General features: G+C 62.5%; 27 protein-coding genes. 11 read left to right on the top strand and 16 right to left on the bottom strand.

The window, feature by feature from the left end; genetic code table 11:
• Positions 1–46 precede the first annotated feature (46 nt).
• The 3 genes from rsmD to AABA34_RS11900 are packed head-to-tail and all read right to left on the bottom strand — an operon-like array spanning position 47 to position 2,545.
• On the bottom strand, positions 47–601 hold the full coding sequence (gene rsmD / locus AABA34_RS11910) for a 16S rRNA (guanine(966)-N(2))-methyltransferase RsmD (RefSeq protein WP_338302809.1): 555 nt from the start codon (positions 599–601) through the stop codon (positions 47–49).
• Complete coding sequence (locus AABA34_RS11905) at positions 601–1,380, bottom strand: pseudouridine synthase (RefSeq protein ID WP_252258050.1); 780 nt, start codon at positions 1,378–1,380, stop codon at positions 601–603. Before AABA34_RS11905 ends, rsmD begins: the two co-directional genes overlap by 1 nt.
• 10 nt (positions 1,381–1,390) lie before the next feature.
• Positions 1,391–2,545 carry an aromatic ring-hydroxylating oxygenase subunit alpha gene (locus tag AABA34_RS11900; protein ID WP_338302808.1) on the bottom strand — a complete coding sequence of 385 codons (1,155 nt, stop codon included), beginning with the start codon at positions 2,543–2,545 and terminating at the stop codon, positions 1,391–1,393.
• A gap of 72 nt (positions 2,546–2,617) precedes the next feature.
• On the opposite strand from AABA34_RS11900, the gene AABA34_RS11895 reads away from it, so the two are divergent.
• Entirely contained in the window at positions 2,618–3,943 is a 1,326-nt protein-coding gene (locus tag AABA34_RS11895; protein ID WP_338302807.1) for an AmpG family muropeptide MFS transporter, read from the top strand.
• Here the strand turns inward: AABA34_RS11895 and AABA34_RS11890 are convergent.
• The 6 genes from AABA34_RS11890 to AABA34_RS11865 all read right to left on the bottom strand — a co-directional run bounded on the left by AABA34_RS11890 (position 3,940) and on the right by AABA34_RS11865 (position 9,386).
• On the bottom strand, positions 3,940–5,298 hold the full coding sequence (locus AABA34_RS11890) for a bifunctional folylpolyglutamate synthase/dihydrofolate synthase (RefSeq protein WP_338302806.1): 1,359 nt from the start codon (positions 5,296–5,298) through the stop codon (positions 3,940–3,942). The genes AABA34_RS11895 and AABA34_RS11890 overlap by 4 nt on opposite strands.
• A gap of 6 nt (positions 5,299–5,304) precedes the next feature.
• Positions 5,305–6,159 (bottom strand): acetyl-CoA carboxylase, carboxyltransferase subunit beta, encoded by an 855-nt coding sequence (accD, locus tag AABA34_RS11885; protein ID WP_338302805.1) that lies wholly within the window; start codon positions 6,157–6,159, stop codon positions 5,305–5,307.
• A gap of 10 nt (positions 6,160–6,169) precedes the next feature.
• Complete coding sequence (gene trpA / locus AABA34_RS11880; RefSeq protein WP_034954361.1) at positions 6,170–6,952, bottom strand: tryptophan synthase subunit alpha; 783 nt, start codon at positions 6,950–6,952, stop codon at positions 6,170–6,172.
• A gap of 196 nt (positions 6,953–7,148) precedes the next feature.
• Entirely contained in the window at positions 7,149–7,514 is a 366-nt protein-coding gene (locus tag AABA34_RS11875; protein WP_338302804.1) for a hypothetical protein, read from the bottom strand.
• Positions 7,511–8,740, bottom strand: coding sequence for a tryptophan synthase subunit beta (gene trpB / locus AABA34_RS11870; RefSeq protein ID WP_338302803.1), 1,230 nt, complete (start codon positions 8,738–8,740; stop codon positions 7,511–7,513). The genes AABA34_RS11875 and trpB overlap by 4 nt, the downstream gene beginning before the upstream one ends.
• Positions 8,741–8,747: 7 nt before the next feature.
• Positions 8,748–9,386, bottom strand: coding sequence for a phosphoribosylanthranilate isomerase (locus AABA34_RS11865; protein ID WP_338302802.1), 639 nt, complete (start codon positions 9,384–9,386; stop codon positions 8,748–8,750).
• Positions 9,387–9,491: 105 nt separating this feature from the next.
• On the opposite strand from AABA34_RS11865, the gene AABA34_RS11860 reads away from it, so the two are divergent.
• The gene (locus AABA34_RS11860; protein ID WP_338302801.1) at positions 9,492–9,968 is read left to right on the top strand and encodes a hypothetical protein; all 477 of its coding nucleotides are present in this window, start codon (positions 9,492–9,494) and stop codon (positions 9,966–9,968) included.
• Between the two features lie 3 nt (positions 9,969–9,971).
• On the opposite strand, the gene pyrF is transcribed toward AABA34_RS11860, so the two are convergent.
• The 3 genes from pyrF to purB form a co-directional block, all read right to left on the bottom strand.
• On the bottom strand, positions 9,972–10,646 hold the full coding sequence (pyrF, locus tag AABA34_RS11855; protein ID WP_338302800.1) for an orotidine-5'-phosphate decarboxylase: 675 nt from the start codon (positions 10,644–10,646) through the stop codon (positions 9,972–9,974).
• Complete coding sequence (locus AABA34_RS11850; protein WP_338302799.1) at positions 10,643–11,017, bottom strand: DUF1049 domain-containing protein; 375 nt, start codon at positions 11,015–11,017, stop codon at positions 10,643–10,645. The genes pyrF and AABA34_RS11850 overlap by 4 nt, the downstream gene beginning before the upstream one ends.
• A 77-nt stretch (positions 11,018–11,094) precedes the next feature.
• Positions 11,095–12,405, bottom strand: coding sequence for an adenylosuccinate lyase (gene purB, locus AABA34_RS11845; protein ID WP_338302798.1), 1,311 nt, complete (start codon positions 12,403–12,405; stop codon positions 11,095–11,097).
• A 186-nt stretch (positions 12,406–12,591) separates the two neighbouring features.
• On the opposite strand from purB, the gene AABA34_RS11840 reads away from it, so the two are divergent.
• Positions 12,592–14,805, top strand: a complete 2,214-nt coding sequence (locus AABA34_RS11840) for an FAD-dependent oxidoreductase (protein ID WP_338302797.1) — start codon at positions 12,592–12,594, stop codon at positions 14,803–14,805.
• 3 nt (positions 14,806–14,808) lie between these two features.
• On the opposite strand, the gene radC is transcribed toward AABA34_RS11840, so the two are convergent.
• Positions 14,809–15,555 (bottom strand): RadC family protein, encoded by a 747-nt coding sequence (gene radC, locus AABA34_RS11835; RefSeq protein WP_445083733.1) that lies wholly within the window; start codon positions 15,553–15,555, stop codon positions 14,809–14,811.
• Between the two features lie 71 nt (positions 15,556–15,626).
• Between radC and AABA34_RS11830 the strand changes: the two genes are divergently transcribed.
• The 8 genes from AABA34_RS11830 (at position 15,627) to AABA34_RS11795 (ending at position 22,288) form a co-directional block, all read left to right on the top strand.
• On the top strand, positions 15,627–18,881 hold the full coding sequence (locus tag AABA34_RS11830) for an intermembrane phospholipid transport protein YdbH family protein (RefSeq protein ID WP_338302796.1): 3,255 nt from the start codon (positions 15,627–15,629) through the stop codon (positions 18,879–18,881).
• 68 nt (positions 18,882–18,949) lie between these two features.
• A complete protein-coding gene (locus tag AABA34_RS11825; protein ID WP_034954349.1) occupies positions 18,950–19,153 on the top strand; it encodes a YnbE family lipoprotein in 204 nt (67 codons plus the stop codon).
• 38 nt (positions 19,154–19,191) lie between these two features.
• Positions 19,192–19,581 carry a YdbL family protein gene (locus AABA34_RS11820; protein ID WP_034954347.1) on the top strand — a complete coding sequence of 130 codons (390 nt, stop codon included), beginning with the start codon at positions 19,192–19,194 and terminating at the stop codon, positions 19,579–19,581.
• 149 nt (positions 19,582–19,730) lie between these two features.
• Complete coding sequence (locus AABA34_RS11815; protein ID WP_034954345.1) at positions 19,731–20,057, top strand: AtpZ/AtpI family protein; 327 nt, start codon at positions 19,731–19,733, stop codon at positions 20,055–20,057.
• Between the two features lie 53 nt (positions 20,058–20,110).
• Positions 20,111–20,899 carry a F0F1 ATP synthase subunit A gene (locus AABA34_RS11810; protein WP_252258033.1) on the top strand — a complete coding sequence of 263 codons (789 nt, stop codon included), beginning with the start codon at positions 20,111–20,113 and terminating at the stop codon, positions 20,897–20,899.
• A gap of 66 nt (positions 20,900–20,965) precedes the next feature.
• Positions 20,966–21,193: a F0F1 ATP synthase subunit C gene (locus AABA34_RS11805; protein WP_027442220.1), complete on the top strand. Its 228-nt coding sequence runs from the start codon at positions 20,966–20,968 to the stop codon at positions 21,191–21,193.
• A 92-nt stretch (positions 21,194–21,285) separates the two neighbouring features.
• On the top strand, positions 21,286–21,780 hold the full coding sequence (locus tag AABA34_RS11800) for a F0F1 ATP synthase subunit B family protein (protein WP_338302795.1): 495 nt from the start codon (positions 21,286–21,288) through the stop codon (positions 21,778–21,780).
• A complete protein-coding gene (locus AABA34_RS11795) occupies positions 21,773–22,288 on the top strand; it encodes a F0F1 ATP synthase subunit B family protein (RefSeq protein ID WP_338302794.1) in 516 nt (171 codons plus the stop codon). The genes AABA34_RS11800 and AABA34_RS11795 overlap by 8 nt, the downstream gene beginning before the upstream one ends.
• 73 nt (positions 22,289–22,361) lie before the next feature.
• On the opposite strand, the gene AABA34_RS11790 is transcribed toward AABA34_RS11795, so the two are convergent.
• The 3 genes from AABA34_RS11790 to rpsA form a co-directional block, all read right to left on the bottom strand.
• On the bottom strand, positions 22,362–23,342 hold the full coding sequence (locus tag AABA34_RS11790; protein ID WP_338302793.1) for an NADPH:quinone oxidoreductase family protein: 981 nt from the start codon (positions 23,340–23,342) through the stop codon (positions 22,362–22,364).
• 6 nt (positions 23,343–23,348) lie between these two features.
• On the bottom strand, positions 23,349–24,104 hold the full coding sequence (gloB, locus tag AABA34_RS11785) for a hydroxyacylglutathione hydrolase (protein WP_338302792.1): 756 nt from the start codon (positions 24,102–24,104) through the stop codon (positions 23,349–23,351).
• Positions 24,105–24,200: 96 nt separating this feature from the next.
• Positions 24,201–25,907 (bottom strand): 30S ribosomal protein S1, encoded by a 1,707-nt coding sequence (gene rpsA / locus AABA34_RS11780; protein WP_034954335.1) that lies wholly within the window; start codon positions 25,905–25,907, stop codon positions 24,201–24,203.
• Between the last annotated feature and the right edge of the window lie 343 nt (positions 25,908–26,250).

Raw genomic sequence — 26,250 nt, 5'->3', positions numbered from 1 at the left:
GTTATTGCCGCGCAACCCGGTGCTTTGCGGGTTCTCCCCCGCTGCTTCAGGCGGCTTCGGCACCTTTGCGCATCAGGGTGATCCGGCCTTTGCCGATCTTGCGCGAGGTATCGACATCCAGACCCTTGATCTCCGGCTCTTCGTCGAACGCGGTTTCCAGCGCGATCCATGTCGCATCGTTGATCCAGCCCAGTCGCAGCATTCGGTCGAGCGCGACTTCGCCAGCGCCGCTGCGATAGGGCGGGTCAAGCAGTAACAGGTCCACCGCCTCGCGCGGGGGGCGCAGACCCATCACCGAACCGCTGTCGATGGTGGTGCGCGAACGGGCGCCCAGCGTGTCGATATTGGCCTTGATCGCGGCGAGGGCATCGCGGTCCTGCTCCACGAACAGGCAATGCGCCGCGCCCCGTGACAATGCCTCCAGCCCCAAAGCGCCGGAACCTGCGAAAAGGTCGGCAACGCGCAGTTCCTCGAAACTGCCCAGCCGGCTCATAAGCATCGAAAACAGCGCCTCGCGCGTGCGATCAGCCGTTGGGCGCGTTTCGCCGCCCTTGGGCGCGACCAGTTTGCGACCGCGCCATTCGCCCGCAATGATCCGCATCAGCGCTTCGCCCCTTTGAGGCTGCTCACGAAGCGATCCAGATCGCCCTTCTTGATCCGCGCTGCCTGCCCACGCGGCAGATCGCCAAGCAGGAAGGGCCCATAGGCGATGCGGATCAGGCGGTTTACCTTCAGGCCGAGATATTCCAGCACCCGGCGCACCTCGCGGTTCTTGCCTTCGGTGATGGTCATTTCGATCCAGTTGTTCTTGCCCGAACTGCCGTGTTCGAGATTGGCGTCGATCGAGCCGTAGCGCACGCCGTCGATCTCCACCCCTTCGATCAGGTCTTCGAGCTGTTCCTGCGACACTTCGCCAAAGGCGCGCGCGCGATAGGTGCGCGGTATGCCGGATGATGGCAGTTCCATCTGCCGTTTCAGCCCGCCGTCATTGGTCAGCAGCAAGAGCCCCTCCGTATTGAGGTCGAGCCTGCCGATCGGCATCAGCCGGGGCGTATCCTTGGGCAGGGCATTGCGCAGCGCGCTGTAGATCGTCGCGCGGCCGGCGGGGTCGCGCTCCGCCGTGATAAGCCCGGTGGGCTTGTGAAAGGCGAAAAGCTGTGCCGGCTCCGGCCCGGCGACCGGCTTGCCATCGACGCTGACCCCTTTGAGATCGTGCAGGAACGTTGCCGGGGTTTCCACCGGCTTGCCGTTGAGGGTGATGCGTCCGTCAGCGATCATCCGCTCGATCTCGCGGCGGCTGGCGACACCGGCGCGGGCGAGCAGTTTCGCGATGCGGTCGCCCTCGGGGCGGTCGTCAGACTGTTTGGGGTTGGTTGGCATGCGCTGCGCCTTAGGCGTTCAGCGCGTCCTGCACAATCGCATCAAACCGCGCGATCCCGCCTTCGAGCGTGCCGAGCGTGATTTCCTTCACCGCACCCGATTCCAGCCCCTGCTGGCCAAGTTCGGCCGCGCGGAAATCCTCACTGGCGAAAACGCCGCCATCGAGCAGTTTCCAGCTGCGTTCCCAGTGATCCTTTGCCTTGTCGGTTTGCGGTTCCTCGGGGATCAGCATGAAATCCTCAACCAGCGTCAGATCATGCGCCTGCGGCATCAGCACCATGACATTCACGTAATCGGGGCTGGGGACGATCACCGTGCCGGGGAACAGCTGATAGGCGAAGGTAATCACGCGGCGAAGCTGCGCCATGTCGTTCAGATCGACGCCTTCCATCTCCTCCAGCCGGCCCACGGCAGAACGCATGTGCGGCCCGATCGCGTCGCCACTGGTGATCCCGTCCTTGAAGAACGGCCCGATGGTGTTCGCGTGCAGCCGGGTGACATGGTAGCTTTCGAGAAAGGCATCCATGATCAGCTTCCAATTGCCTTTGACCGTGTGGGTCTTGCGCCGGAACAGGTGCGCATCAGGCATTCCGAAAGCGGTGAAATCCTCGCTCACCTTGGCCGCGTCGGAGAAATCGGCTTCTGCGTCAGGGGAGAACCAGATCAATCCCCCGGCTTCGAGGCTGGGCAGTTCCACCAGACCGTAATCGCCTTTTTCCATGCCGGGGAAGGTTTCGGGGCGGGGCAGGGCGAGCAGGCTTCCATCCAGCTTGTATGTCCACGCATGATAGGGGCAGACAAGCCGCTTGGCGCATTGCACCTCGCCGCCTTCGACCAGCCTTGTCCCGCGATGGCGGCAGACGTTGAGGAAGACGTGGGCTTTGCCTTCTCCGTCGCGCGTGATCAGCAGCGGGCGGCCGGTCGCATCATGCGGCACCGCCATACCCGGATCGGGCAAGAGCGCGCTTGGCACCAGCACCTGCGGCAGACGGTCGAACAGCCGTGCCTTTTCCAGCGCGAAATGCGCAGGGTCGGTGTAACAGCTGGCAGGCACGCTGCCGATCACATCGGTTTCGCGGCTGCATCCGTCCCTTACAGCTTCCGCAAGAGCCAACTGGCCCGGCGTGGGTCGCAATCTGGGTAAATCTGTTGTGGGCGCGTTCATTGCGGCTTCCCTATCCCTCTCATCGAAGCGTAGTGTTGCACGAAATCGGGATATTCAAAAGGACATGGCTGCATGAGCGAGAGCGGCGCAACCCAAGAGCCGGGCCTGTGGGGCGCGATCAAGCCGTATCTGGAGAAGGAATCGCTCGCCGCTTTCTTCCTCGGCGTGTCCTCGGGATTTCCCTTCGCGCTGCTCGCCGCGACCTTGACGACCCGATTGGCGCAGGACGGGATCGATAAATCGACCGTCACCGCCTTCACCCTCGTCTTCCTCAGCTACAATTTCAAATGGCTGTGGGCGTGGATTGTCGACTCGGTTCGGCTTCCGGTGATCGGCCGATTGGGGCTTCGTGTGTCCTGGATGCTGGTTGTCGGCGTGCTGGTGATCGCAGCGGTGTTCAACCTCGCGCTGGCGGACCCGAAACAGGATATCGCATGGGTCGCGGTGTCGGCGATCATGCTTGGCGCTGCTGGCGCGACATTCGATATCATTATCGACGCCTACCGGATCGAGACGCTCAAGCCCTATCAACTCGGCGTCGGGTCGGGGATGAGCCAGTACGGCTGGCGCATCGGCGCTGCCGGGGCGGGCGCATTGGCGCTGGTGGTCGCGGCGCGGACGGATTGGTCGATTGCCTACATGGCCTGTTCGGTGTTCGCGCTTCCGGCGATGCTGACAGCGTTGATCCTGGGCGAGCCGCCACGCCATCGCCCTCCGGCGGAGCGATCCACGATCCCGCAGAAAATGCGCGCGATTGCCGATCCCTTCATCGAGTTTCTGGGGCGCAACGGCGGTTGGCTGGTGCTGCTGTTCATCCTCGTCCACAAGATCGGCGACACGCTGGCAAACCTCACTTTCCGTCTGCTGTTCGAAGACCTCGGCTATACCAATGACGAGATCGCGATCTACGATGTCGGCGTCGGTTTCTGGGCGCTGATCATCGGGGTGTTCATCGGCGGGATCATCTACGCCAAGCTCGGCCTCAAGAAATCGGTGCTAATCGCGCTAATCCTGATGGCGATCTCCAACGTCAGCTTTGCCGCGCTCGCGGCGGTGGGGCATTCGAACATCGGCATGGCAGCGGCGATCGGGTTCGAGAATTTCGCCAGCGGCTATGGCGGTGTGGTCGTGGTCGCCTATTTCTCCGCGCTGTGCGATCTGAGGTTCACGGCGGCGCAATATGCGCTGATCAGCGCGGGCGCGAGCATCGTCGGGCGATTGCTGACGGGCACGACCGCCGGTTCGCTGATCGAGGCGTTGGGTTATGTGAACTTCTACCTGCTCACCACCGTGCTGGCATTCCCCGGCATCATCCTGTTCTGGTGGATGATGCGCACCGGGCTTGTCGATGAGGCGATGGGCACGGCAGGGACGGAACCCGCGCCGGACGAGGGTTAGTCCGGCACCTCGTCGTTGAGCCGCAGCGCTTCGCCCGCGAGGTAGAGCGATCCGGCGATCAGCACAGCGTAGCCATCATCGGGCAGGTTGAGCATTGCCTCTTCGAGGTCCGTGCGCTCCACGGCATCGGGGCCGAAAGCGCTGGCAGGGTGGCTGTCGTGGTTGGGAACCGGGACGACGGTTACGCTAGCCAGAATCTCTGAAAACATCTGGTCTTCTCGGTTCAGGAACGCAGATGCATTTTTGCTTTCGAGCATTCCGATAATCAGGTGGAACGGCTTCATCGCAGGGATGACGACATGCTCCACCATGAACATCCAAAGCTCATGTGCCGCGCTTGGATTGTGGCCCCCATCGAGCCAGACTTCTCGTGATCCTGTCAAGGGACCGGGAGAAAGACGTTGCAGGCGGGCTGGCCAGCTGGCCTCGGTCAGGCCTCGCGCGATGCCGGCTTCCGTAACAGTCACGCGATCTTGATGGCGCAGCATCGCAATCGCCAGACCGGCGTTTTCGGCCTGGTGCCTGCCCTTGAGCGAGGGAGCAGGAAACTCGCAGCGAAACCGGCTTCCGTTTGGTCCGCGATAGTCCGAGTATGTGATCGTATCGCTTCCATAATGAGAGATAGACCATGGCCATTCTCCCGTATCCCGTGCAAAGAGGTGAGCGCCTTGCTGCCTGGCCACGAGATTGATCGAGTGCGCCGCTTCATCGCCGTCGTAGTCGAAGGTCACCAACGGCACGCCCTTCTTCGCGATCCCCGCTTTCTCGAACGCGATCCGCGCCATCGGTTCGGTCGGCACGCCTTCCTCTGGCGCCAGCAGGAACCGTTCGTGATCCAGCCCCAGTGCGGCAATCCCGCATGCCGCAAGCACCTCCGGCTCCAGCACATTGGTCGCATCGAAGCGCCCGCCCATGCCGACTTCGACCACGCAGGCATCGGCAGGGGTGCGCGAAAAGGCGAGGAACGCGGCGGCGATGGTGACTTCGAAGAAGCTCGGGCCGAGGTCCTCGCCTGCATCGAGAACCTCCTCCAGCAACTCCGCCAGCGGCCCGTTCTCGATCAGCCGGCCCGCCAGCCTGATCCGCTCATTATAGCGCACCAGATGCGGGCTGGTGGTGACGTGGACGCGGTATCCTTCGGCCTCCAGCATCGCCCGCAGGAACGCGCAGGTCGATCCCTTGCCGTTCGTCCCCGCGACATGGAACACCGGCGGCAGCTTGCGGTGGGGATTGCCCAGCCGCTCCATCAGCGCGGTGATCGTCTCCAGCCCCAGCCGCCCTTGCGGGACGCTCAATGCGGACAGGCGATCCAGCTGCGCCTGAACACGCGGATCGTCCGAACGGCCAAAGTCCATGGGGAACTAGGCAGCCGCGTCGGCCGGTTGCAGATAATCGATCACCTGCGCCAGCGTCGCTTTCAGATCGTGGCGCGGCACGACCATGTCGACCATGCCGTGCTTGTGGAGATACTCCGCGCGCTGGAACCCTTCGGGCAATTGCTCGCGGATGGTGTCCTGGATCACCCGCTGGCCGGCAAAGCCGATGAGCGCGCCCGGTTCTGCAATGTGGATGTCGCCCAGCATGGCATAGCTGGCGGTGACGCCGCCGGTGGTGGGATCGGTCAGCACCACGATATAAGGCAGGCCCGCCGCCTTCAGCCGCCGCGTCATCACGGTCGCACGCGGCATCTGCATGAGCGAGAGAATTCCCTCCTGCATGCGCGCACCGCCCGCTGCGGTGACAACGATGTAAGGGCACTTGCGGCGAAGCGCGCGTTCGGCCCCGGCGCAGAAGGCCATGCCCACGGCCATGCCCATCGAACCGCCCATGAAGCTGAAATCCTGCACCCCGACTACCGCCGGATGCCCTTCGATCTCGCCCGATCCGACGATAAAGGCGTCTTCGTGCGGGCTCGCCGCGCGCGCTGCCTTCAGCCTGTCGGTATAGCGTTTGGTGTCCTTGAACTTGAGCGGGTCTTCCTCGACCTGAGGCTGCGGCAACAGCTCGAACCCTTCGTCCAGCAGCAGTTGCAGCCGCGCATCGCCGCCGATCCGGCCGTGATGGCCGCAACGCGGGCAGACGCTGAGGTTTTCCTCATACTCCGCGACGAAGAGCATTTCCTGACAGCTCTTGCACTTGATCCAGAGGTCTTTTTCGGTCGTCTTCTTCGTCTCGCCAAAGCCGAGCGAATTGCGGACGCGGGTGAACCAGTTCATGCGTAATCCCTTATGCGACTGCGGCGCGCATGGCGGTGACCATGGCCGAAGTCAGCTCTTGTAGCTTGGCCGGGGCGTCCTTGCCAAATTCCCCGACCAGATCGACGAAGGCGGAGCCGACCACGACGCCGTCGGCGACCTTGGCGATCTCGGCGGCCTGTTCCGGAGTGCGCACACCAAAGCCGACCGCGACGGGCAGATCGGTGTGCTGCTTGATCCGCGAAACCGCGCCTTCGATCGAATCGATTGCGGCCTGCTGTTTACCGGTGATCCCGGCGACGGAGACGTAATAGAGGAACCCGCCTGACCCTTCGAGCACTTGCGGCAGACGCGCCGCATCGGTGGTGGGGGTGGCGAGGCGGATCGGGGCAATGCCCTTTGCGCGCAGGGCCGGGCCAAGCTCGCCGTCTTCCTCCGGCGGAATGTCGACGCAGATGACGCCATCAACGCCCGCCTTGTGCGCAGCATCGGCGAACCATTCCGCGCCGCGCCGGATCATCGGGTTGGCGTATCCCATCAGGATCAGCGGCACATCGGGGTGACGAGCGCGGAAATCGGCGGCGATTTGCAGCACGTCGGCGGTCTTGGTGCCTGCACCTAGGCTGCGCAGATTGGCGCTCTGGATCGCAGGGCCATCGGCCATCGGATCGGTGAAGGGCATCCCCAGTTCGATCACATCAGCGCCGCCCGCGACAAGCGCGTCCAGATTCGCGGCGGTGTCCCCATCGCCAGCGGTGACGAAGGCGACAAAGGCGGGGTGGGGAGCGGAGAAGGTGGTGGAGAGGCGGGTCATTTCTGGGTGTGAAGTCCTACAGGATGGAACACTTGGAACACTGTCCTGGGGTTAGAATCATTGCGGTGCGGTGCGGCATTGGTCATGTCGGCTCTATGGCATCTTGGGTGCGAGTAGGACAGCGGTTCAGGACTAAGTCCTCTCCCCTGAAGGGGAGAGGGCTTTTGGGAGGCGGAGAAGATGGTCGTGAGGCGGGTCATATACCAACACGCTCAGTGAAAGTGCCTACAAGTCCGATGAAAAGCGAACCGCCAACCGTGACTAGGCTCGCATTCAAGAACGAAATGTCGGCCCCGAACAAAGCATTTATCCCAAGCATCAACGGGAAAATCAGGAAGCCAAGAAAGAAAAACAAAATGCCTCGGCGCGGATTGAAGTCGAACGCTTTCGATGAGGGATCGGGCTTTTCACGAAGTTGCCAGAGTGACCATCCAAGCACGCAAAGAATGGGTATCCAAACGAACCAAGGAGCCTCATGTTCATCCCCTAAGAGCCATTGCTTGACAAGGACGATCAAGGAGCAAAGACCGATTGCAACAAAAGCAGCGGTTTGCTTGCTCAAATCTCAACTCCCAGCTTTTCAGCCACGGTGAAGATGTCCTTGTCGCCGCGTCCGCACAGGTTCATCAGGATGATCTCGTCCTCGCGCATCTGCTTGGCGCGCTGGGCGACGGCGGCGATGGCGTGGCTGGGTTCGAGCGCGGGGATGATGCCTTCGGTGCGGCACAGCAGTTTGAAGCCGTCGAGTGCCTCGTCATCGGTGACGGCGGTGTATTCGACCCGGCCCGTTTCCTTGAGCCACGCGTGCTCCGGCCCGATGCCGGGATAATCCAGCCCTGCGCTGATCGAATGGCCTTCGGTGATCTGGCCGTCCTCGTCCTGCAACAGATAGGTCTTGTTGCCGTGAAGCACGCCGGGGAAACCGCCCAGAAGGCTTGCCGCGTGCTGATCTCCGTCGAGGCCGTAGCCTGCCGCTTCGACACCGAGCATTTTCACGTCCGGATCGTCGAGGAAGGGATGGAACAGCCCCAGCGCGTTCGATCCGCCGCCTATGCAGGCGACCAGCAGATCGGGCAGGCGGCCCACGCGATCCAGCATCTGTTCGCGCGCTTCGGTGCCGATCACGCTCTGGAAATTGCGGACCATCTCAGGGTACGGATGCGGCCCGGCGGCGGTGCCGATGATGTAGAAGGTGTCGTGGACGTTCGCGACCCAATCGCGCAAGCCCTCGTTCATTGCGTCCTTCAAGGTCGCTCCGCCGCTGGTGACGGGGACGACTTCCGCGCCGAGCAGCTTCATGCGGAAGACGTTGGGCGATTGCCGTTTCACGTCCTCTGCGCCCATGTAGATCACGCAAGGCAGGCCAAAGCGCGCGCAAACGGTCGCGGTCGCGACGCCATGCTGGCCTGCGCCGGTTTCGGCGATGATGCGGGTCTTGCCCATGCGCTTCGCCAGCAGGATCTGGCCGATGCAATTGTTGATCTTGTGCGCGCCGGTGTGATTGAGCTCGTCGCGCTTGAACCAGACTTGCGCGCCACCCAGAGCTTCCGTCAGCCGTTCCGCGAAATAGAGCGGGGAGGGGCGGCCGACGTAATGCTTCATCAGATCGTCGAATTCGGCGGCAAAGGCCGGATCGGCCTGCGCCGCGCGATATTCCCGCTCCAGATCGAGGATCAGCGGCATCAGCGTTTCGGCGACATAGCGTCCGCCGAATTCGCCGAAATGCCCGCGTTCATCGGGCTGGGTGCGGAAGGAGTTAGGGCCAAGGACAGGGGTGTTTTCGGTCATAATAATCTCAAGCTTCGCGCGCGGCTTTGCAGAAGGCGCGGATCAAGTCCACATCCTTGATCCCCGGCGCGCTTTCAAGTCCCGATGAAGCATCAACCAGCGGCGCGCCTGTCGCAGCGATGGCATCGGCGACATTGGCGGGATTGAGCCCCCCGGCAAGGCCCCAGGGCAGGCGGTGCGCATGATTTTTCAGCAGGCTCCAGTCGAAGCCCACGCCATTGCCGCCAGGCAGGGCGGTGGCCTTTTCAGGCGGCGGGGCATCGAACAGCAAGCGGTCCACCGCGCCTTCGAACCGGGCGGCATTGGCCAGCGTATCCGCGCTGCGCACGCCCAGCGCTTTCCACGTCTCGACCCCGGCCCGCGTGCGGACGGCGGCGATCCATTCGGGGGTTTCCTTGCCGTGAAACTGCACCACGTCAGGCTTGACGAGATCAATGGCGCGCCCGGTCGTATCAACATCGGCATTGACCAGCAGCAGCACCGCCTTGACGCCTTGCGGCACCTGCGCCCGCAGCCGTGCGGCATCCTCAAGGCTGACGTGCCTCGGGCTCGGCTCGAAATGCACGAGGCCCACATGGGTCGCGCCCGCGTCGATCGCGGCGGCAAGGGTTTCGTTTGTGGAAAGCCCGCAAATCTTTATCAGCATGGCCAACGCCCTAACCGCATAAAGGCGAAGGCGAAAGGATGCGCTTGCGCTTTGGCTCAATATGCAGGATCGACGCGGGCGAAACGATCATATCGGGGGTCTGCCATGTTTATCAGAATCGCTTTTGCCGCATTTGCCGCCGCGCTGCTTTCCGCCTGCAATCCGATGGCGCAGCTGGAGCAGTCCGAGGCGAAGATCGAGAAATGGCACGCAACCTATAACCAAGGCGATGCGCGCACGCTTTACGGGCTTACGTCGCAGGAATTTCGCGAGGTTACCTCGATTGACGAGATGAACCAGCTTGTCGCACTGGTGACGGACAAGATGGGCAAGGTTTCCTCGAGTGAGCGCGCCGGCTTCAACATCAACACCAACAATGGTGTTACATCAACGGTCGTGACGATGAAGACGATGTTTGAAAAAGGTGAGGGCACCGAAACCTTCACCTTCCAGGGCAGCGGGGACGATACGCGCCTGGTGGGCTGGAACGTCGATTCGCCCAATTTCGTCGCCGTGCCGACCGACGCGATTACCTTGCCGGAGCGTATTATCGAGGACGAGCCGGAGGCCGCACCGCAGTAATCGTCAGAGCGTCGCCTCGATCGCGCGGGCGGCGGCTTCGGGGTCTTCGGCGCGGCTGATCGGGCGGCCGATCACCAGCACACTCGCACCATCGTCGCGCGCCTGTCGCGGGGTGACGGTGCGCTTCTGATCTCCGGTAAGTGATCCGGCGGGGCGCAGGCCGGGGACGACGAAGAACCCGTCCTTCCACTGGCGGCGCACCTCTTTCACTTCCTGTCCCGAACACACGATGCCATCGAGTCCGGCGGTATGCGCCAGTTCGGCAAGGCGCATGACGTGATCATGCGGCGTGCCCGATACGCCGGTACGGGCAAGATCGGTTTCGTCAAGGCTGGTGAGCATGGTCACGGCGACAACCTTGCAACCTTCGGCAGCGGCGGCCTTGGCATCCTCCATCATCGCGCGCCCGCCGCTGGCATGGACGGTGACGATCGCGGGTTCATAGACGTGGATCGCCTGCATCGCGCCAGCAACGGTGTTGGGGATGTCGTGGAATTTCAGGTCGAGGAAAATCGGCAGACCCATATGCGCAATCTCGTGGACGCCGTGGCCGCCATGAGCGCAGAAGAATTCCAGCCCCAGCTTGACCCCGCCGATATGCGCCTTGACCTTTTCGATCAGCGCTTTGGCCGGTTCGATCTGCGGAACGTCAAGCGCGAGGTAGACCGGATTGCTCATGCGGGATTGTCACCTGTCGATGGCGGTGTGGGGGAAAGGATATCCTCAGGATTTGCCGCTTCATCCACGGCCTTATCCACAGGCGCGGCAGCGGTCGGCGCCGGCGTTTCAGCGCGATGCGCCAGTGCCGTCGATTTGATCGAGGCCTCTAGGCTGCGAATGCGCCGCCCAAGGCTCCATTTGACGCTGCGGTGGTACAACCACATGGGCACGATGCCGAGCAGGAAGGCGACGATAACCAGCACCGGAACCTTGGTTTCCAGCACGAGGTTCTCCCACAGGTTCACCTCCACCGTGTCCCAGTTGAAAAAGGAAAAGGTCATGATCCCGAAAAGGATCAGGACCCAGACAATGGTGCGGATGATCTGCACTGGTTTCGACCCCCTCTTGGTCTGTTCTCGTCAGGTGGAAACCTACGGCTTTTGTCGCCCGAGTCCAGCCAGCAGCGTCAGCCGAACACCCGCGCAAAGATCGTGTCGACGTGCTTGAAGTGGTATTCGAGGTCGAATTTCTCTTCCAGCTCGGCATCGGACAGCGCGGCGGTGACTTCCTCGTCGCCCTTGAGCAGATCGAGCAGCGACAGCGCGCCCGAGGATTCCCACACCTTCATCGCATTGCGCTGAACCAGACGATAGGCATCCTCGCGGCTCACGCCGGCCTGCGTCAGCGCCAGCAGCACGCGCTGCGAATGGACAAGCCCCCCCATCGCATCGAGGTTCTTCTGCATCCGGTCGGGGTAGACCAGCAGCTTTTCGACCACGCCCGTCAGCCGCGCGAGCGCGAAGTCGAGCGCGATGGTCGCATCCGGGCCGATGTAGCGCTCCACAGAGGAGTGCGAGATATCGCGTTCGTGCCACAGCGCGACATTCTCCAGCGCGGGCATGGCATAGGCGCGGATCATGCGCGCCTGGCCGGTGAGGTTTTCGGTCAGCACCGGATTGCGCTTGTGCGGCATGGCGCTTGAACCCTTCTGGCCGGGCGAGAAATATTCCTCGGCCTCCAGCACTTCGGTGCGCTGCAAATGGCGGATTTCGACCGCCAACCGCTCGATACTGCCAGCGATCACCGCGAGCGTGGCAAAGTACATCGCGTGGCGATCGCGCGGGATCACCTGTGTGCTGACGGGCTCAGGGGTCAGGCCCAGTTGCTCGGCGACATAGGCCTCCACTTCCGGGTCGATATTGGCGAAGGTGCCGACCGCGCCCGATACCGCGCAGGTCGCGATTTCGGCGCGCGCGGCGATCAGGCGCTGCTTGCAGCGGTCAAATTCGGCATAGGCCTGCGCCAGCTTCAGCCCGAAGGTAACGGGTTCGGCATGGATGCCGTGGCTACGGCCGATGGTGGGGGTGTATTTGTGTTCTTCGGCGCGGGTGCGGATCGCGGCCAGCAGCGCGTCGAGATCGGCCAGCAAAATGTCCGAGGCACGCGCCAGCTGCACCGCCAGCGTCGTGTCGAGCACGTCGGAAGAAGTCATGCCCTGATGCATGAAGCGCGCTTCGTCGCCGACCTGCTCGGCCACCCACGTAAGGAATGCGATCACGTCGTGCTTGGTAACGGCTTCAATCGCGTCGATCGCCTCGACGTCGATCTTCGGATTGGTCGCCCACCAGTCCCACAAGGCCTTGCCCGCGCTGGCCGGGACGACGCCCATTTCGCCAAGCTTTTGCGTGGCGTGCGCCTCGATCTCGAACCAGATGCGGAATTTGGCTTCCGGCTCCCACAGGGCGGACATTTCGGGGCGGGCATAACGGGGGACCATGGCAGGCGATCCTTGTGGCGGAATTGAACGGGCAGACTGCTTTGACGCGCGGCTATTCGCGCAAGGCCCGATTGGCAAGGGGCAGGGCGTGCAAGTGCCAACCTTTTCCCGAACCGGGCCCGGACTTCTGACCGGCTGTAACCCGGCAGACCTTCGTCGCGAAAGGTAAGGCAGGAGGAACGCAATATGTCGAATTCTGCCCGGCAAAGCGGAGCGGGTTCAGATGCGTCGGCTGCGACGTCATCAAGACTTCAGGAAGAACGATACCCGCCATTTGTCAGGGTGACCTTGCGCCGGTGGACCAAATGGTACCTCGAAGGGACCGAGACGTTCTGGCCGTTCAGCGATCTGGCGATCCGGTTCTTCATCGCGCTGTGGTTCCTGCGATCCGGCATCGTAAAGGCGGCGGACTGGGATACCGCGGTGTTTCTGGCGACCAATGAATATCCGGTCGCATGGATGGAGCCGGCAACGGCGGCCGCCATCGGGCTCGCAATCGAACTGGTCGGGCCGGTCCTGCTGATCGTCGGATTGATGACCCGGCCTGCCGCCTTGGCAATGGCCGCCCTGACCTTGCTGAGTCAGGCAGTCTACATTCCGACGACGACCAATCTGATCGTTGCGGCCATGCTGCTATGGTACGCTCTTCATGGCCCGGCGTTGTTCTCGATCGATCGGGCGCTGTCGTCAGGTCTGAAAAGCAGCGCCTTGCCGCTGGCTCGCCCGATCATCGGTGCAGGCGAGTGGTCAAGAGAAGCACTTGCTCCGCTGTTCATGGCGCTGGTGCGGATATGGCTGGCCGCCAGCCTGCTCAATCACACCCATCTCATCGATCTTCCCGTGGCTGTGCAGACCTGGCTGCCGACCACGATCTTCGCCGGATTTCCGACATGGCTGGCTCTGATCACCGCCGCGTTCTTCATCACCGGTTTCGGTGCGGTGATTGTCTCCTATGGCCTGTTCTTCCTGATCGGGGCCTACATGATAACCGGCGCGCATCCCGATGTGACGCTTTTCCCCTTCCTGTTCCTCGCGATCTACGAAGCCAAGGGCGCCGGAGTGCTTTCGGTGGACCGGGCCATTCTCGCGTGGCTTGAAAAGAACATATTGTTTGATCGCGACTATTCCGAAATCCCTGCGCACTGGCCGCATATCGTGGTGATCGGGGCGGGGTTCGGCGGGCTGGCAGCAGTGGCGCGGCTGAAGCGCTTGCCCGTGCGGATTACCGTGATCGACAAGCGCAATTATCACCTGTTCCAACCGTTGCTGTATCAAATCGCTACCGCCACGCTGAACCCCGCCGACATCGCGGTGCCGATCCGCAGCCTCTTCAAGGGCGACGGCAATGTGCGCGTCATCAAGGGCGAGGTGAGTGCGATTGATACGGCCGGACGCTCGGTTTCCTATGGCGATGGTCGAAGCGTGACATATGACAGGCTGATAATCGCTACCGGCGCGACGCACAGCTATTTCGGGCGCGATGAATGGGGTGCGCACGCACCGGGGCTGAAGACGATTGAAGACGGGGTCGCCGTCCGCTCATCCATCCTCAACGCATTCGAAGAAGCCGAAGCCTGTGGCGATCCCGAAAGGGCGAGGCGTCTTCTGACCTTCGTCATCGTCGGAGCGGGGCCCACCGGAGTGGAACTGGCCGGTGCGATTGCCGAGCTTGCCAGGGTAAGCGTGGAGCGCGAATTCCGGGTCATCGATCCTGCGAGCGCGCGCGTCATCCTCGTCCAGTCGGGGCCGCGTATCCTTCCGGCGTTTCCCGAAACCTTGTCGATAGAAGCGGCCCGTTCACTGGAGGAACTGGGAGTCGAAATCCGCACCGGCAGCCGCGTTACCGAAATCGCTTCTGCTCATGTGAAGATGGGCGAAGATGCGGTGATCGAGACAGAAACGGTGTTGTGGGCGGCGGGCGTGGCGGCATCGCCCGCAGCGCGATGGCTCGGCGCAAATGCTGATCGCGCGGGCCGGGTGGAGGTGAACGGCCACCTCCGCGTTATCGGCGCAGACGGCCAGCCGGTCGATGATGTGTTCGCAATCGGTGATACAGCCCTAAGTCACGCATGGAATGGTGATCCCGTTCCGGGCCTTGCTCCCGCTGCGAAACAGGCGGGGGCGTACGTCAGCCTAGTGATCGAGGCCGAATTGCTGGGAAGGCCTTGTCCCGGCCCCTTTGCCTATCGGCATCAGGGCAGCCTTGCGACAATCGGGCGCAAGTCGGCGGTGGCCGATTTCGGTTCCTTCAGCCTGTCGGGAGCAGTGGCATGGTGGCTTTGGGGCGTAGTCCATGTCGGTTTCCTGACGGGGACGCGCAACCGGATTACGGTGGTGGTCAACTGGGCGTGGAATTTCTTCGCGCAGCATTCGGGCGTGCGCCTGATTACAGGTTCCTGAAGGTCAGATCAGCCCTTTTGCCCGCAGCGACACATGCCCTTCGCGCCCGACAATCACGTGATCGTGGACTGTGACCCCCAGCAATCGGCCGGCCTCGGCGATGCGCTGGGTTATCTGGATGTCGGCCCGGCTCGGTTCCGGATTGCCGCTGGGGTGATTGTGGACAAGGATCAGCGCGCTCGCGCCCAGATCCATCGCCCGCCGGATGACTTCGCGTGGGTGGATCGCGGCTTCGTCAATCGAACCGTCGCCAACGTGATGATCGTCGATCAGGCGGTTGCGCGTGTCGAGATAAAGCACCCGCACCCGCTCGACCGTGAGATGCGCCATGTCGATGGACAGATAATCGAGCAGGGCCTGCCAGCTTCCCAGCACAGGTTTCGCGATCACTTCGCTGCGTGCCATGCGGCGCGCGGCGACAGCCACGCTTTTGAGCGCGGCGGCGCTGGTTTCGCCCACACCTTTCACCCGTTGCAACGCGGCGGGATCGGCATTCAGCACACCAGCCAATGATCCGAACTGTTTGAGCAGGGCCTTCGCAATCGGCTTGGTATCGCCTTGCTTGATCGCGGCGAACAACAGGTATTCGAGCACTTCGTAATCGGCCAGCGCCTCCGCGCCGCCTTTCAGCAGTCGCTGACGCAAGCGTTCGCGATGGCCCATGCCAGCGTGCTTGCCCGAATCCGAAACGGGAGGTGAAGGCGACGCATTTTCATCGCCAAAATCGAAACTGTCTTCAGACTGTGGCAATCTGCGCCTCACCACTGGTTTTTCAACGACCTTTCATTGCCTTTGCAGGGCAATCTGCGCAAGTGGAGAGCATGACAGCCGCAGCACCGCCCCCTGATGCCGCGCATTCGCACGAGCCGCTTTCGCGCGGTTTGTGGCCAAAGCGCTGGCGGTGGCGCATAAGCCTGATCCTGTTGCTGGTGATTGCGGGCACTTTTGCGGTTGCCTGGCTTCAGCGAGAGCGGATTGCCGCCAATCTGATCGACAATGCGCTCGCGGCTTATGATCTGCCGGCCAGTTACGAGATTGTCGAGATCGGGACCGGGCAGCAGATAATCCGAAATCTGGTGATCGGTGATCCCTCCGCGCCCGATCTGACTGCCGAAGAGGTGCGCGTCGGTATTGTCTATTCGCTCGGCGCGCCAACCATCGGGCGGATCGAACTGGTGCGCCCCCGGCTCTATGGCTCGTTCAAGGATGGGACCTTCAGCCTCGGATCGCTCGACCGGGTGATCTATGCCGACAGCGATGAGCCCCCCGGTCTGCCTGCGCTTGATGTCGCAATCCGCGACGGGCGGGCGTTGATTGAAAGCGACTACGGGCGCTTGGCTGCCAAGCTGGAGGGCGCGGGGCCAATTGATGACGGCTTCAAGGGGATGTTGGCCGTCACCGCTCCGGGCGTAGGCAGCGAAGATTGCCGCGCTGGCACCGCCACTCTTTATGGCCAGATCGAAACCGATTCCGGCTCGCCTGCCTTTGATGGGCCGCTCCGGCTGCGCGAGGTTGAATGCCAGGGGGCGCGGCTTGCGTCGGCGGACATTGCGGCCGATCTTTCGCTTTCAGACAGTTTTGAATCCATCGATGCGCGGTTTGATCTCGCGGGTGTGAATGCTCGCTTTGCGGAAGCGATTGCCGAGCGAGTGTCAGGCAATGTCGATCTCAAATGGAGCTTCCCCACGGGCGGCGCAGGGCGACTGCGGATTGATCACGATATTTCAGGCGAGCGGCTGCAAGCGCCCGGTCTGGCATTGGCCGATTTGGCCATTGATGGCGCGCTGCGCACCGATGCCGCATTGGAAGAGGGGGCGTGGGATGTTGAAATCAGCGGCTCCGGCGCGCGCGTCGAAGCGGGGCAAAGCGAGGCTCTGGCCTCGATTCGCGAGGCTGGCAGCGGGTCACTGATCGGTTCGCTGGCAACCCGTTTGGAACGGGGGCTTGATCGGGCGCTGGCCGGAGCGTCGCTCGGCGCGAACACCACCTTGCGATGGAATGCGGACGGGGTGAGCGCGATCATTCCCGAAGCGCGTTTGCGCAGCGCCGCGGGCGAAACGGTGCTGGCTGTCTCGCGCGCAAGCTACACCAGCAAGGGAGACAGGTTCGCCGGAAACTTCCGCAGCGGCGGGCAGGACCTGCCAACCATTTCAGGACGAATGGAGCAAGTGCAGGGCGGCGATCTGGCGCTGAGGATGACGCTGGACGAATATCGCGTGGGTACAGATGCGTTATCTGTGCCCGCGCTTGAACTGCGCCAGGATCGCAAGGGGCGGGTCGTATTTGACGGCATCGCAAAGGCAGAAGGTGCGATCCCCGGCGGATCGGTGCGCGGGCTTTCGGTGCCGCTGAAGGGTGACTGGACTCAGGCAGGAGGCGTCAAAATGTGGCGCGATTGCGCCGCGATCAGTGTCGATGCGCTGGAGATGAGCGGCGCGATGCTGAGCGGGCGCTCCGTCAAACTGTGCCCGCTCCATTCGGATGCCATACTCACATACGCCGATAATCTGAATATCGCTGCTCAAACCGATAATCTCGTGCTTGCGGGAGTGCTGGACGGATCACCGGTCAACATCGCCATTGAACGTGCCGTGGGGCTCTATCCGGGACGCTTCGGGGTGTATGGCACCGAAATCGCTCTGGGTGACGGGCCGGAAGCTTACCGCTTCAACGCCGATGCGCTCGAAGGTGAGTTCGACGCACTTGAGGGTGGCGATTATGGCGGAATTATCGCCGGGCTCGACGCGCATCTGCCCGCCGTTCCGCTCGATATCAACGGGACAACGGCCAGCTGGCGGTTCGGAGAGGGCGGGCTCCGCTTGGAAGGGGGGTCATTCAGCCTTTCCGACCGGCCCGACCCAGCCCTGCGTAACGGGCCCCGCTTCAACCCGCTGATCGGGCAAGACATGCGGCTCGATTTCGTCGATGGATTCATTACCGCGCGCAGCGATCTGGTTCACCCTGGATCGCGCGCGCGGATCGCCCGTGTCGATCTGTCGCATGATCTTGAGAAGGCGACGGGCGGGGCGCGCATCACCGTTGACGGCTTGCGCTTCAACAACCGGCTTCAGCCCTCCGATCTTATCCCGCTCGCGCTCGGCGTGATCGCGGCAGCCGAAGGCCGGATTGACGGGGAAGGGCAGATCGACTGGAACGCAGATGACGTAACCTCCTCCGGCGTGTTCCGCTCGGACGGATTCGATTTCGCGGCCGCGTTTGGCCCGGTGCGCGGTGTGCGCGGGGAAATCACCTTTACCGATCTCATCAGCCTTACCACGGCGCCTTCGCAAGTGCTGGAGATCGCCTCGGTCAATCCGGGGATTGAGGCTTTGGAGGGGCGCGTCGTCTATTCGATGGAGAATGGCGAGACGATCCGGATTGAGGACGCGCGCTGGCCGTTCATGGGCGGCGAGCTGATCCTGCGCCCGACCGAGGTGACCTATGGCGGGGTGGGTGGCCAGAACTATATTTTCGAGCTGATCGCCCTGGATGCCGCGACTTTCGTGACGCAGATGGAGCTGACCAATCTCGGCGCGACCGGCAAGTTTGACGGCACCATCCCGATTTTCTTCGACCAGGATGGCAATGGCTTCATCCGAAACGGCCTGCTGATCGCCCGCCCGCCGGGTGGGAATGTCGCCTATGTCGGCGAACTGACCTACGAAGATCTGGGCACGATGGGCAATTTTGCGTTCCAGACATTGCGATCGCTCGACTATCGCCAGATGGCGGTGGAGCTGGAGGGAAGCCTCGCCGGGGAGATCGTCACCCGTTTCCAGATCGACGGTGTCCGGCAGGGCGAAGGAACCAGCCAGAACTTCATCACCCGGCGGATCGCGAAACTGCCGATCCGCTTTGCGATCAATGTGCGGTCCGACAATTTCTACCTGCTCGCCACGATCGTACGTGGATTGTTCGATCCGCGCGTGTTCGATCGCGACGACATTCGCGAACGGCTCGGCGTCTATGGCGCGGTGCTTGCGCCGACGGCACCCGATGCTCCTGCCCCGACCGACGAAAACCAGCGGCGCGATGAACCCGCCGTTCAACCTCCAGAAAGCGAGGACCAGCCATGATGCTGCCGAAATTGACCGTTCCCTGCACCCCTGCCAAAATCCGGCGGAGGCCACGCAGGGGGTTCGGGATGAAAGGTTACTGGGCGATGCCCGGTGTGATGAAAGCAGGCCTGGGGATGGCAGGTGCGCTCTCGCTGAGCGGGTGCATCAACATTACCGCGCCGGAGGATCCGATCGTGATCCAGCTCGACATCAACATCCGGGCGGAAGTGCTGTATCGACTGGCGGAAGACGCCAGCAACACGATTGACGAGAATGCGGATATTTTCTGATCCGCGCATGAGGCGGCCGCGAGGCTGGAGGAATTGAAATGAAGAACAGTCGCAAACTGTTGATGGCAGGAATGGTTGCTGTGGCGGGTTTTGCAGCCTTGGCTGCTCCGGCTCAGGCGCAGCGCGATCCGGCCTATGCCGCGGCGCGTGCGAGCGGCAGCGTGGGCGAACAGACCGATGGCTATCTCGGCATTACGGGACAGGCGACGCCCGACTTGCAGCGCATGGTGGACGATATCAACATTCGTCGCCGGGCGGTCTATGCGGAAAAGGCGAAGGAAAACAACGCGACGCTTGAACAATATGCGATCACCGCCGGGTGTCAGGCGATTGCCCGGACTACTCCGGGTGAGAAGTATCAGGCGCCCGATGGCAGCTGGAAAACCCGCACTGACGCTCCTCCTGAGCGGCTGTCGATCTGCCCGTAATTTCGCCCTTGGTTTCGCTGGTTGCCGGGTGGCATGCGGAAACAGCAACAGCCCACCATTGACTCGGGTTTTGCCCTCTTCTAGGGGGCAGGCGCCCTCGGCGGGCACCTTTGCGCTGCGTGCCTCGCTTGCCGTTACAGGAAGCTAGCATGAGCGACGAGAAACCCGCCCGAGAATCCATCGCCGAGGATGCGCGGATCGACGCGCTCGAAGCGCGGCTGAAAGCCGCACGCGAGCGTGAAGAAGAGCGCAACCGGCCCAAGGTGCAGGCAACCGATGCGAATTATCGCGCCGGAAACCGCGCTTTGGCCGATCTTCTGGGCGGTATTCTTGGTGGCAGCGTGATGGGATGGCTCTTTGATTGGGTCTTCGACACGCTGCCCTGGGGTCTGTTGGCCGGTCTGTTCCTCGGAATAGGCGTGGCCTTCAGAAACATCATTCGTGCGGCAAACACTCGCCCTGACGATCCATCCTGACAAGGTCTGGATATTCGGGGCGCGTTTTACAGGTACCAGGGATACAAGAGATCGTGGCAGGCGAAGAAGCCAAAGTCGATCCGATGAAGCAGTTCCACATCGAGCCGTTGTTCGGCCAGAGCTGGGACATTGCAGGCTTCAATATCGCGTTCACCAACTCCGCCATGTGGATGGCGATCACCACGGTTCTGCTGTGGGTGTTCGTGTTCGGCGGCATGAAGCGTGAGCTGGTTCCGGGCCGCTGGCAGATGGCGGTGGAAACCTTCACCGGCTTCATCGACGACATGCTCGAAGCGAACATCGGCAAGGAAGGGCGCAAATATGTGCCCTACGTCTTCAGCCTGTTCATGTTCATCCTGTTCGCGAACCTGCTGGGCCTTTTGCCCGTCGGTATCATTCCGGGCGTCCACGCCTTCACCTTCACCAGCCACTTCACCGTCACCGGTGTGCTGGCCGCAATCAGTTTCTCGATCGTCCTGATCGTCGGTTTTGCGAAGCACGGGATCAAGTTCTTCACGCTGTTCGTGCCGCACGGCACGCCTGCGCCGATGATCCCCGCGATCTTCCTGATCGAACTGTTCTCGTTCCTGATCCGCCCGTTCAGCCTCGCCCTGCGTCTGTTCGTGGCGATGATGGCCGGTCACGTGCTGCTGAAAGTGCTGTCGAGCTTTGTCATCGACGGTGCGAATTACGGCATCGGAACCACCCTGATCGTCGCCCTGCCTAGCTTCGCCCTGATGATTGCCATCAGCGCGCTGGAAATTCTGGTGGCTGGCATTCAGGCTTACGTCTTTGCGCTGCTCACGTCGCTGTACATCAACGACGCAGAGCACCTCCACTGATCCAATCACAATTGGGTTTATTCAACTTACCTTTCCAACAGTTTTGATTTTCAAGGAGTTTTTACAATGGAAGCAGAAGCAGCCAAGCTCGTCGGCGCAGGCCTCGCAGCAATCGGTGCCGGTATGGCCGCGATCGGCGTGGGTAACGTTTTCGGTTCGTTCCTCGAAAGCGCGCTGCGCAATCCGGGCGCTGCCGACGGCCAGCAGGGTCGTCTGTTCATCGGCTTCGCCGCAGCCGAACTTCTCGGCCTGCTGGCGTTCGTCGTCGCCATGATCCTGATCTTCGTCGCCTGATCGACGCAAGGTTTGGCGAGGGCTGGCCGGCGCACGCGCCAGGCCGGCCCTTGCAAGGTTTTTTCAAGACACATCTCGCGGGACCATAGTCCATGCCTCAGATAGCCCAGCTAGCCGAAACTTACTCCAGCCAGATTTTCTGGCTCCTGTTCTTCTTCGGCATCACCTTCTTCGTGATCGGACGGGGAATGGTGCCCAAGGTGATGGGAACCGTTGCTCTGCGCGACAAGCAGATCGCTGACGACCTTGCCGCTGCGCAGGCCGCCCGTGATGCGGCAGACGCTCAGGAAGAAGCCTGGCGCGAGCGCGAGAACGAAAACCGTGCCAAGGCGCAAGGCGTGATTGCTGAAGCCAAGGCCAAGGCGGCCGTCGCTTCGGAAAAGAAGCTGGCAGCGGCGCAAAAGAGGCTTGATACCAAGCTGGCCAAGGCCGAAGCCGATATCGACGCGGCGCGTGCGGCGGCGATGGCCGAGGTTGAGGATGTCGCGGCGGAAGCCACTCAGGACATCGTTGCCCGTCTCGCCGGGGCCAAGATCGACAAGCGGACTGCAAAATCCGCCGTGAAGAAGGCGCTCGCCAATGTCTGATATCATCGCCCTGACCATTGCTGACGGCCCTTCGGCCTTCGGGATCGATTCCTATCAGTGGGTGTCGCTCGCGATGCTCATCCTGATTGCGGTGTTCGTGTGGAAGAAGGTTCCCAGCATGATCACCGGCGGCCTCGACGCCAAGATCGCCGAAATCCGCCAGCAGCTTGACGAAGCCAAGGCGCTGCGCGCCGAAGCGGAAACGCTGCGCGACGAATACGCCGCCAAGATCGCATCGGCAGAAAAGGACGCCGAAGCGATGATGGAAGGCGCTAGCCGCGAAGCAGACGCCATCCTCGCCAAGGCCGAAGCCGACAGCGAAGCGATGGTCGCCCGGCGCAAGCGCATGGCCGAAGACAAGATCGCCGCCGCAGAGCGTGAAGCTGTCGATGGCGTTCGCGCCAGTGCCGCCAATGCTGCTGCCGCTGCATCGCGCACGATCATCGCTGAAAAGCATGATGGTGCGGCTGACAAGGCGCTGGCTGACGAGGTTATCGCCTCGCTCTGACAAACCAGTTTTCCGGTTGGAGAGGGGAAGGGCGGTCCATCGGGCCGCCTTTCTTGTTTCGGTAGGCCGGCGATCAGGCGCCGGGTTCGAACACCACTTTGCCCACCAGTTCGCGATTGGCCATCGCTTCGAAGCCTTCGCGCCATCGGCTGAGAGGCAGGACCCGGTCGATCGCCGGGCTGATTGCTCCCACCTCCGCCAGCCTCGCGATTTCAGACTGTATCGCCTTGCCGCGCTCGGGAAAACGGCGCGCGTATTCACCCGCGCGAAGGCCGACAATCGAAAAGCCTTTGATCAGGGGAATGTTGGTGGCGACCTCCGCAATGCGCCCGCTGGTGAAGCCGACCACGATCAGCTTTCCGCCAAAGGCGACGCAGCGGGTCGATTCGTCGAACACGTCGCCGCCCACAGGATCGAACACAATGTCCGCCAGCGTCCCGCCGGTGAGTTCGGCGACCTGTTCGCGGAAGCGCCCTTCGGCGAGGATCACCGCGTCCGGGCGGGCGAGGGCGGCAATGCGATCGGCCTTGGCCGGGCTGCCGGTGGTGGCGATCACCCTCGCGCCCAGGGCCCGCGCGAGGTCGCAGGCGGCAAGCCCGACCCCGCCGCTCGCGCCGTGGACCAGCACCCATTGCCCTTCCTTGAAGCCGCACAGCTCGACGAGGCCGGTGAAGGCGGTCGAATAGGCCGCACCCATCGCGGCGGCCTGCGCGAAATCCATGCCTTCGGGCATCGGCGACAGCTTGCCCGCTGGAACGCTGGCCACTTCGGCAAAGGCGCCGGTCTTGTTGCCACCCATCACCCGGTCACCGGGGGCAAAGCCGCTGTCCGGATTGGCCTCCAGCACCTCGCCTGCGAATTCGAGCCCGGAGGTGAAGGGCAGCTCGGGTTTGAACTGGTAGGCCCCCTGCGTCATCAGCAGATCGGGGAAATTGAGCGAGGCCGCCTGCACTGCCACCAGAACCTCGCCCGGCATGCGGACGGGCGATGGAGTCTCAGTCAGCGCCAGTCCTGACAGGTCATCCGACAGGTTATCGACGATTAACGCTTTCATGCGCGCTCAGAAATTGTCCTTCGCCGCCCTCAGCGCGGCGAATGTCTCGTGCGGAGCATTGCCGCCCCATTTCGCCATCATCGCCGGATCGTCCGCCCGCAGGAAGGGGTTGGTCGCCAGTTCGCGGCTGAGCACGGCAGGCACGGTCCATTCACCCCGCGCACGCTTTGCGTCGATTTCGGCGGCGTAATCCTTCAGCGCCTCATTGTCGGGATCGGCGTGAAGTGCAAATCTGGCGTTCGACTGCGTGTATTCGTGCGCGCAATAGAGCGTGGTTTCGGTTGGCAGCCTGCGGATACGGTCAAGGCTGTTCCAGAACTGCTTGGGCTCGCCTTCGAACATCCGCCCGCAGCCGAGCGCGAACACGGCGTCACCGACGAAGGCAATGCCTTGTTCGGGGATATGGAAGGCGATGTGGCCGTTGGTGTGGCCCGACACGTCGATGACATCGACACGGTAGTCACCGAGGTTCACGGTTTCGCCATGGGCGACGACGCGGTCGATCGGGAACTTGCCCTCAACCTCTGCCGGGCCAAGGATGGTGCAGCCGGTCGCTTCCTGGATCGCTTCATTGCCGCCCGCGTGATCGGGATGCCAGTGCGTGTTCCAGATGTGGGTGATTGTCCATCCCTTTGCCGCAGCCTGTTTCAGGTATTCCTTGGCATCGGGGGTGTCGATCGCGGCGGTTTCGCCGGTGACCGAATTGTGGAGCAGATATCCGTAATTGTCGGACAGGCAGGGGAACTGATGGACTTCTAGCATAGCCATCCATGTAGGCGCTGAAGCCCGGATAGGAAAGGCCCGCCTGCATCGCTGCAGACGGGCCTTCCTGATTTCGCCTGATGCGAGAAGTAGGGCTTATTCGCCCTTCTTCAGAGCCTCGCCCAGGATGTCGCCCAGCGAAGCGCCGCTGTCGGACGAACCGAACTGCTGCACCGCTTCCTTCTCTTCGGCGATCTGACGCGCCTTGATCGAGAAGTTGGGCTTCTTCGAACGGTCGAAACCGGTGACCATCGCGTCGACCTTGCTGCCGACCTGGAAGCGGTCGGGGCGCTGTTCGTCGCGGTCACGGCCGAGGTCCGAACGCTTGATGAAGCCGGTCGCGCCGTCGTCGCCAACCTGCACTTCGAGGCCGCCATCGCGGACTTCGAGAACGGTGACGGTGACGGTCTGGCCCTTGCGCAGCGAACCTGCGGCAGCGGCACCCGCTTCGGTCGGAGCACCCTTTTCGAGCTGCTTCATGCCGAGGCTGATGCGTTCCTTCTCGACATCGACGTCGAGAACCACGGCCTTGACCATTTCACCCTTGCGGTGAAGCGCCAGCGCGTCCTCGCCCGAAATGCCCCATGCGATATCCGACATGTGGACCATGCCGTCGACATCGCCGTCGAGGCCGATGAACAGGCCGAATTCGGTGGCGTTCTTGACTTCGCCTTCGACCTCGGTGCCGACCGGGTGCTTCTCGGCGAACTCGTCCCACGGATTGCGCTGGGCCTGCTTGAGGCCGAGCGAAATGCGACGCTTGTCGCTGTCGACTTCGAGCACCATGACTTCGACTTCCTGCGAGGTCGAGACGATCTTGCCGGGGTGGACGTTCTTCTTGGTCCAGCTCATTTCGCTGACGTGGACCAGGCCTTCGATGCCCGGCTCCAGTTCGACGAATGCGCCGTATTCGGTGATGTTGGTCACCTGACCCGACAGCTTCATGCCGATCGGATACTTGGCGGCGACGCCATCCCACGGATCGCTTTCGAGCTGCTTCATGCCGAGGCTGATGCGCTGGGTATCGGCGTTGATGCGCACGATCTGAACCGTCACGGTGTCGCCGATAGCGATCACTTCGCTCGGATGGTTGACGCGCTTGTAGCTCATGTCGGTGACGTGCAGCAGGCCGTCGATGCCGCCGAGGTCAACGAAAGCACCGTAATCGGTGATGTTCTTGACGACGCCGTCGATCACCTGACCTTCGGCCAGATCGCTGATCAGTTCGCTGCGCTGTTCGGCGCGGGTTTCTTCGAGCACCGCACGACGCGAGACGACGATGTTGCCGCGACGACGATCCATCTTGAGGATCTGGAAGGGCTGCGGCACTTCCATCAGCGGGTTCACATCGCGAACCGGACGGATGTCGACCTGCGAGCCGGGAAGGAAGGCCACGGCGCCGTCGAGGTCCACGGTGAAGCCACCCTTGACGCGGCCGAAGATGCGGCCTTCGACGCGCTTGCCTTCGCCAAATTCGCTTTCCAGCTTGTCCCACGCGGCTTCGCGGCGGGCGCGGTCACGCGACAGCATGGCTTCGCCGTCGGCGTTTTCAACGCGGTCGACATAGACTTCGACTTCGTCACCGACCGAAAGGCCGTGATCGTCTTCGCCGCGGCTGAATTCCTTGAGGGAGATGCGGCCTTCGCTCTTGAGGCCAACGTCGATCACGGCATAGCCGTTTTCGATCGCGGTGACGGTGCCCATGACGACGCGGCCTTCAAAGCCGTCTTCGCCGGCGCCGCCGAGCTGTTCGTTAAGCAGCGCTTCGAAATCGTCGCGCGTAGGGTTGGCAGAAGTTGCCATAGGGTGAGTTTCCTCGTGTTTGTTTGCTACCGGCCACCGGTTTTTCCGGGGTCTTAAACCGCCGCCTGGCGCACCATTGCGCTGGCCTTGCGGGCAAGAGGCCGACGTTCTCCGCACCGCCGAATGCAGATGCGAAGGTCCTGTCCATCCAAGGATGTTCGAGAACGGGGGCGCGCCTAGGGGAAAGGCGGGCGAAATGCAAGCAAATTGCGGGTGCGATTCCCTACAGGATGGAACAGATGGAACACTGTCCTGGAGAAAAATTCTCCGCCCATGCGCAACACCGGCAAATGGCGGAATTGCTGGGGCAAGGGGCAGGGGCGGGCGCATGCAAAGGACCCTG

It is taken from the genome of Erythrobacter sp. Dej080120_24, assembly GCF_036322605.1.
In the GTDB taxonomy this organism is placed as follows: domain Bacteria; phylum Pseudomonadota; class Alphaproteobacteria; order Sphingomonadales; family Sphingomonadaceae; genus Erythrobacter; species Erythrobacter aurantius.
The sequence above is the reverse complement of the archived record's forward strand: the minus strand, read 5'-3'. Positions and strand labels throughout refer to the sequence as shown.